This is a genomic window from Candidatus Frankia alpina (assembly GCF_902806485.1).
GTDB lineage: Bacteria > Actinomycetota > Actinomycetes > Frankiales > Frankiaceae > Frankia > Frankia alpina.
Window position 1 is genome coordinate 1 of the sequence record NZ_CADCWT010000231.1, and the last position, 7,213, is coordinate 7,213.

Annotated in this window: 5 protein-coding genes, 1 tRNA gene and 1 pseudogene; 3 read left to right on the forward strand and 4 right to left on the reverse strand. The window is 69.9% G+C overall.

Going from position 1 to position 7,213, the window contains the following annotated elements; all coding sequences use genetic code 11:
- The first annotated feature begins 9 nt into the window (after positions 1-9).
- Positions 10-1,857: a phosphomethylpyrimidine synthase ThiC gene (gene thiC, locus G6R25_RS19320; RefSeq protein WP_419469385.1), complete on the forward strand. Its 1,848-nt coding sequence runs from the start codon at positions 10-12 to the stop codon at positions 1,855-1,857.
- A gap of 21 nt (positions 1,858-1,878) precedes the next feature.
- Here the strand turns inward: thiC and G6R25_RS19325 are convergent, their stop codons facing one another.
- Positions 1,879-2,382, reverse strand: a complete 504-nt coding sequence (locus G6R25_RS19325) for a toll/interleukin-1 receptor domain-containing protein (protein ID WP_163554091.1) — start codon at positions 2,380-2,382, stop codon at positions 1,879-1,881.
- Here G6R25_RS19325 and G6R25_RS19330 point away from each other — a divergent pair.
- Complete coding sequence (locus tag G6R25_RS19330; protein WP_163554092.1) at positions 2,366-2,647, forward strand: hypothetical protein; 282 nt, start codon at positions 2,366-2,368, stop codon at positions 2,645-2,647. The genes G6R25_RS19325 and G6R25_RS19330 overlap by 17 nt on opposite strands.
- A 37-nt stretch (positions 2,648-2,684) precedes the next feature.
- Here the strand turns inward: G6R25_RS19330 and G6R25_RS30850 are convergent, their stop codons facing one another.
- Both G6R25_RS30850 and G6R25_RS19335 read right to left on the reverse strand, forming a co-directional pair.
- Positions 2,685-3,317 (reverse strand): effector-associated domain EAD1-containing protein, encoded by a 633-nt coding sequence (locus G6R25_RS30850; protein ID WP_419469384.1) that lies wholly within the window; start codon positions 3,315-3,317, stop codon positions 2,685-2,687.
- A 355-nt stretch (positions 3,318-3,672) separates the two neighbouring features.
- Positions 3,673-5,334, reverse strand: a complete 1,662-nt coding sequence (locus tag G6R25_RS19335) for a DUF4407 domain-containing protein (protein WP_163554093.1) — start codon at positions 5,332-5,334, stop codon at positions 3,673-3,675.
- Between the two features lie 772 nt (positions 5,335-6,106).
- Here G6R25_RS19335 and G6R25_RS19340 point away from each other — a divergent pair.
- A tRNA-Arg gene (locus G6R25_RS19340) sits at positions 6,107-6,179 on the forward strand.
- 89 nt (positions 6,180-6,268) lie between these two features.
- Here G6R25_RS19340 and G6R25_RS19345 read toward each other — a convergent pair.
- Positions 6,269-7,135, reverse strand: a pseudogene (locus G6R25_RS19345) (tyrosine-type recombinase/integrase); the annotation flags it as partial.
- Positions 7,136-7,213 lie beyond the last annotated feature (78 nt).

The following is a 7,213-nucleotide window of genomic DNA, read 5'->3' on the forward strand; positions in this document are numbered from 1 at the left end:
GGAGTTCATATGATGTCGCCAGTCGACGGTCATTCCTCATCCGCTTCTTCCCGGGACTTTTCCGGCGTCAGCGACGCAGATTCCCGGCCGGAATCTGTTGTTATCCCGGAGGAAATCTTGGACGTTGTTCCGGCAGTCTCGCCGGAGCGGTCCGCCTCGAGGCGGTCACCGGCCGCGCCCCGGGAGACGGCCGTCTCGACCGGGCCGCTCGCGGGCAGCCGCAAGACCTGGCTCGTCGGCGCGGAGTCGGACCTGCGGGTGCCGATGCGGGAGGTCGTCCTCACCACCGGGGACAGCGTCGTCCTCTACGACACCTCCGGCCCGTATACCGATCCGGCGGTGGACATCGATGTCCGCCGGGGTCTGCCGCCGCTGCGGGCTCCGTGGGTCGCCGCCCGCGGTGACACCGCCCCGGCCGGCGGGCGCGGTGCGCTGCGGGCCGGGCCCGGCGGGGGAGCCGTCACCCAGCTCGCCCGCGCACGCCGCGGGGAGATCACCCGGGAGATGCAGTTCGCGGCCCTGCGCGAGGGGGTACCCGTCGAGACCGTGCGGGCCGAGATCGCCGCCGGGCGGGCTGTCCTGCCGGCGAATGTGAACCATCCCGAGTCCGAGCCGATGGTGATCGGCCGGTCCTTCCTGGTGAAGATCAACGCGAATCTCGGCAACTCGGCGGTCACCTCCTCGATCGAACAGGAGGTCGAGAAGATGGTCTGGGCGACCCGGTGGGGCGCCGACACCGTCATGGACCTGTCCACCGGCGCGGACATTCACCGGACCCGCGAGTGGATCCTGCGCAACTCCCCGGTCCCGGTCGGGACGGTGCCCATCTACGAGGCGTTGGAGCAGGTCGGTGGCCGGCCCGAGGCGCTGACCTGGGAGGCCTACCGGGACACTGTCATCCGCCAGTGCGAGCAGGGGGTGGACTACATGACGGTCCATGCCGGGGTGCTGCTGCGCTACGTGCCGCTGACCGCGCGGCGCCGGACCGGGATCGTCTCGCGCGGCGGTTCGATCCTGGCCTCCTGGTGCCTCGCCCATCACGAGGAGAACTTTCTCTACACCCACTTCGCCGAGCTGTGCGAGATCCTCGCCGCCTACGACGTGACGTTCTCGTTCGGCGACGGCCTACGTCCCGGCTCGATCTCCGACGCCAACGACGAAGCCCAGCTCGCCGAGCTCGCCACCCTCGGTGAGCTGACCCGCGTCGCGTGGGAGCACGACGTCCAGGTGATGGTGGAGGGGCCCGGTCACGTCCCGCTGCACCGGGTCGAGGAGAACGTCCGGCTGCAGCGGGAGATCTGTCACGACGCGCCGTTCTACACGCTCGGACCGCTCACCACCGACGTCGCGCCCGGCTACGACCACATCACCTCGGCGATCGGCGCCGCCGTGATCGGCTGGCACGGCACGGCGATGCTCTGCTACGTCACCCCGAAGGAGCATCTCGGTCTGCCCGACCGCGACGACGTCAAGGCCGGCGTCATCGCCTACAAGATCGCAGCGCATGCGGCGGACCTCGCCAAGGGGCACCCCGGCGCCCGGGCCTGGGACGACGCGCTGTCGGACGCCAGGTTCGAGTTCCGCTGGGCCGACCAGTTCCACCTGGCGATGGACCCGGACACCGCCCGGTCCTACCACGACGAGACCCTGCCGGCCCCCGCCGCGAAGACGGCCCATTTCTGCTCGATGTGTGGGCCGCACTTCTGCTCGATGAAGATCTCTCACCAGGTGCGGGTCGCCGCGGACAACGCCGACCCGGCCTCGGCGGACGAGACGATCGCCGCGGGGCTGCGGGCCAAGGCCGCGGAGTTCGCCGCCGCCGGCAGTCGGATTCACCTTCCGATCGCCGGGCCCTGAGCGATAGCCGGACCCTGAGTGTTAGGGACGCCGGGGAGGGCCGGGGAAAGGCGGCGGCTCGCTCGGCCGGTACCGGCCCTCGATCGCCCGGCGGATCTCGTCGACGAAGGTGCGTCGCGCCGCGTCGTCGCCCAGGCCGACGAGGTTGATGGGGCTGATACCCTGCAGCAGCCCCATCTCAGCCTCCGGGTGGTAGTCGGCGACCCGCACCGGGATCAGGCGCCGCTTCATCCCGGTCGGGTCCGCCAGCCATGCCGTCTGCCACTCGGCCTGCACCTTCTCCGAGGCCAGGTAGTGCTCGGAGAGAATCACGAGGGTCCGCTTCGAGTGGGACACCGCCTCGTCGAGGCGGCTCACCGAGTGATCCCCGGCGACGACGTCCCATAGGTCGAGGTGCACCTGGTAGCCCTGCTCTTCCAGCTGCCAGGCGCACCATTCGCCCCAGGCGCCGTCCTCCTCCGCGGCGGAGACGAGGAAGTCCCACCCGGCCACGGTGCGCGGCTCCTCGGTGACGATCGGCGCCACCGGCGGCGGACCCGAGCGCTGGATCCGCCGCGGGCACCTGCGCACCGTCGGCCGCTCCCGCGACCGCCGGCCCCGCCTGCACCCAGGCGGGGCCGGCGAGGCCGGGCACGTCCGTGTCCACCCGCTGGAAGGCGCCGGGATCCAGATTGCGCAGCCGTCGGTCGACGGTGGCCGCGAACAGGGCCGCCGAGATGATGATGGCCATCTCGGCGGCGGGGAACTCACCGAGCAGGCGGCTGAGGGCGGGCGTGTCGACGAGGCGTGAGGCGGCTTGGGCGGCGTCACCGCGGACGCCGGCGCCCTCATCGGCGACGACCCGCCCCTGGTGCAGCGCCACCCGCAACCGGACGCGACCGCTCTCGCCCCGCGTCTGGTTGTAGGCGTGCAGCACGAGCCGCAGCCCCCGCATGAGATCCGCGACCACGCGCTCCGCCGGCACGTCGTCGCGGAGCACGCCGAGCAACCCGCCACCCCGGTCCTGGACGCTCACCGCGTCGGCCGGCAGCCCGCCGTCGCGCGCCGCCCGGTTCAGCAGCTGGCGCAGGCCGTCCCGCCCCACCCCCGCCGGGCCGAACCGCACCGCATCGACGGCCAACAGGACGCTGCCGGCCGACGGAGGTACCGCGCCGGCCGGGGCCGCCGTGGGCGTCGCTCCGCCTGCCGTCGCGAAAACCTTGTTGGCGGGGTAGAGCTGCGCCGCCGCGGCCAGGAGGCTGATCCGGCCGTCGGCCAACGCTCCCAGGGAGAGCTGGTCGTTGTACCTCTTCCCAGAACTCCAGCGAGGTCCGCTCCGTCCAGGACGGCTGCCGCCAACGTTCCAGACCGGCCCGTTCGAGCACCATCATGGCACTGGACGAGCGATGGAAGACGCGGGCGAGCATTATCACTTCCTCGTCGGCCAGCCGTTCCGTCACCGCTCCCCCGAACCATCCCATCGCACCGGCATCCAGGCTCCGGCGAGCGGCCGCGCCGCCGTCTGCGCCCGGTTCCGCGACTCCCTCCGGATGCTGCTCGCCGATCTTACGTTGCGGCCGGCCTGGGGCCCACAGCGTGCGTTTACTGGCACAATCGGTCACGTGCCCGGGGGAATTCCTGGCATCTCGAGAAGGCCGGATACAGGGCTTCTCGCACCGTGGAGCTTCACCAGCGGCGACGGGTGGAAACGGGCGTTCCGGGAGGGCCTGCGAGAGGCTCGCGGAGTTGTCGTGCTACCACCACCTGCTCGTCGGGCTAACCTCCTGCAACCGCTGATCGCCAGGTGACCGGAACTGGCGTCGGCTCTCGCGCCGGTTAGGCCAGCCGTCGGTCGTCGTCGTTCGGGAGGGCCAGCTCACCCGGGTGGGTCAGGGAGCCACGGCGCGGCGCCGGCGGTTCGTAGCGGGTGGTCAGCGGCTCGTAGTCCGGTGTGAGCGTGGGCTCGTCTGCCTCGTCGTAGGGAGGAACCCGGACGGCGAGATCGGGACGGGTGGGTCGAACGGGCGGCGGTGGTGCCATGGCGACATAGTCGTCGAGGGAGTCGTGGATCCGGCCGAGCTCGCGGTCGCGCCAGGCGTCCAACGCCGCGTTCGCGACCTCCTCCTGGACCGCGACGGCCCGCCGGGCCAGTCGCTCGATCGCCGAGTCCTTCTCGTCCCTCATCACCTGGGCCTCCAGGTAGGAGTCCTGGTCGTCGAGGAGCAGGGTGGCGCGCCGCCGCGCCGACATCTCCTCCTCGGCGATGAGCTGGTTGCGTTCCTCGATCGCGACGACCTGCTCGTAGGTGGTGAGCTTGCCCAGCGACATCAGGAACTTGACCAGGATCGGCAGGCATTCGATCGCCGTGATGAACAGCAGCAGCACCAGGTGCGCGTTGGCGAGGGTGCGGTGGTCGGGATCGCTGGTGATGCGGTCGAGCGCCTCCATCCGGATGAGCAGCCCGGTGTTGTCGCTGTTCTGGCGGTTGAACGCCGCCCGGTCGTTGCGCTGCCCGGTCTCCAGCGCGGTGATCTGGGAGGTGAGCGCGGGAAGCTGATCCTTCGCGTTCGCCGTCGCGCTGGACTGGCCGGCCTGCTGGCGGGCGCGCGTGGCGTTGATGGCTGCGGTCAGGCGCGGCTGCAACTGGTTGATCTGCGTCTGGATGCCGTCGCGCAGGGAGACCTTCAGGTTGTACTGCTGGCCCTGGCCCGCCTTGTTCTGCTGATCAGGGCAGTTGCCGAGGCTCTCGCAGAGCACGTCGGCATTCGCCTGAGCCAGTCGGGTCTGCAGCCCGTCCATCTGCTTCTGCAGGGGCGCGGCCTCCGGGTCGGTGCTCACGTCGACGCCGGTGGTGCCGACTCTCACCAGGGCGTCGCGCTGGGCACGCAGCCGGGTCAGCTCCTGGTTGCGCGGATCGGTGGTGATCCGCTGCTCGAACGCCGCCGCGTCCTCGGCGTGCATCTGGGTGATCTCGGTGTCGATCTCCGGCTGGAAGATGCGCAGGACGAGCGGCGTCGAGATGACCAACCCGATGAGGATCGCCAGGACCAACCGCGGCAACATGAGCAGCGCGTTCAGATACCAATGGTCCTGACGCTGCACGGACGCGACGAGCCAGCGGTCCAGCGCCATGATCGCCAGGCCCCAGTCGAGCCCGACGAGCAGGCAGATCACGATCGGCAGCTTCAGCGCCATCCGCAGCGCGAACGTGGACGAGACGGTGGCCATCGCCGCCGTCGTGAGTACCGCGCTGCCCACGCCCACATACTTGGCCCGGTCGTGCCGCAGCCGGCCGAGGATCTCCCGGTCCGCGCCGGACAGCCAGAGCAGGAACCGGCTCACGGCGAGCCCACCCCCCGCCACGTTCGCGGCCCGGCGGATCGCCCGCGCCGCAGCGCGCGGACCGCCGCCCGGAATCTCCACGGCCAAGCCCGACGCCCGTGCCGCGATGCGTCCGCCGTCCGACGCGACCATCCCGAGGGCGATGGCTTCGTCCACCCGCCGACGTGGCCCGCCAGCTCGCCCGTCGAACGCCACCATCCGTCGCCGATCGCCGGGCCGGGACGGGAGTCGTCGCTGGTACGGGAGTCGTCGCTGGTACGGAAGGCGTCGCGCGGGGCCATGGGCCCGACGTCGGCCGAGGGCGCGGACGCTGCCGAGAGGGGGAGGGCGGCGATCCGGCCCAGGGCCTGCGTGGCGGGCAGCCGGCGCGCCCCGCGCGTGCGCGGATCCCGCAGGAGGGACTCGCCGATGTCGGGCCGCGTCGGCGCCGGCACTTCCAGCAGGGCGATGACCGGCGGCGCGATGACCCGGACGAAGTTCGTCCTGCTCTGGGCCGGCCCGGCGGGCCCAGAGGCCGGCAGGGAGTACACGAAGCCGGGTGATTGTGGCGAAAGATCATCTTCGTATGGCGTGGCCATCCTCGTTCCGTCTGCAAGGGGCCAACAAGATTATTATCTGCGGGGACGAAGCAAGGTCCCAATGCGCCGCTACGTCCGGGTTCATGTGGACGCGAAAGCATCTCTCCCTCGAAAGCATCTCTCCCTCGAGAGTTCGTACATAGTACATAGTACGCGCCACGGTGCACGGAGCGACCAAGCTGATGCCTGCCGTGGCGCCTGCGTGACGCTCCGGAGGGGCGCGGCGTCCCACGTCGGTCACTCAACTCGTCGCATCGGACGAACTACGGATGGTCCCGGGTCGACGCGGCCCCTGAGGTGTTCCCGCTGTGCTGTAAGCTGGCACCGCCGGCCACCACGGTGGCGGGCGCGCGCTCGTAGCTCAACGGACAGAGCATCTGACTACGGATCAGAAGGTTGGGGGTTCGATTCCCTCCGAGCGCACGCACGGTTGAGACAGGCCAGAGCCCCGCACCCCCATCCAAGGTGCGGGGCTCTGCCGCTTCCTGTAGCAACCGGTGTAGCAACGGCCCCTACGGTGCCCCCTCCCCGTCTTGGCCGGACAGATGATCGTCGAGCTTGCGCAACGCACCCTGCTTCTCCGTCATCGACGTGTGTGCGTAGATGGTCATGGTCACCTCTGTCGCCGCGTGCCCCGCGATGTCGCGCACAATGTGCGGTGAGACCCCGAGGTTCAGCAGTAGCGTCACGCAGGTGTGCCGCAGACCGTGGAAGACGTCCGTGACTCCGGCCCTTTCCGCGATCGGCCGCCAGGCGTAGCGCAGGTTCCCCGGATCGATCACGGTGCCGATCGGAGTCGTGAAGACGTGACCGGACTCCTTCCACCGGTCGCCCGCGGTTCGTCGCTCATCGTCCTGGTGCTTGCGGTGGCCCTCGAGAGCGTCCGCCACCAGACCGAGCAGCGGAAGCGTGCGCCCCGACGCATCCGACTTCGGGGTAACCAAGCGCAGCTCACCTGCGGTCCGTTGCAGCGATCGCCGCACAGCGATTGTCCGTCCGGCCCAGTCGATATCCGACCATTGCAACCCCAGCAGCTCACCACGGCGCAACCCGAGGTAGAGCGCCAGAACGAACAACGCGTAGAGCCGACTCCCGACCGCCGCCTCGAGCACTGCGCGAGACTGATCAACAGTTAGTCCGCGATTCACCCCGTACCGCGGAGCCGGTACCTGTACGAGCATGGCCACGTTTCGCCGAATCAACTCTTCCCGCACCGCAGCCTGCAACGCGCTACGCAAAACGGCATGGACAAGCTGAACAAGCCGTTTCGACGGCCGACGTTTGCAGCACGCCCCGACTGCACAGCACCGACGATTACCGACCTCACGACGAGCGTCCAACCCGTTCTTACACAGGGCCGCGCGAAGGTCACTTTCCGTGCTGACTGGTTACTCTAGGTTGCGAGGAATGTGAGGGTCCGGTTGCGGTCACGGGCGATGTGTTCGACGGTTTCTTTG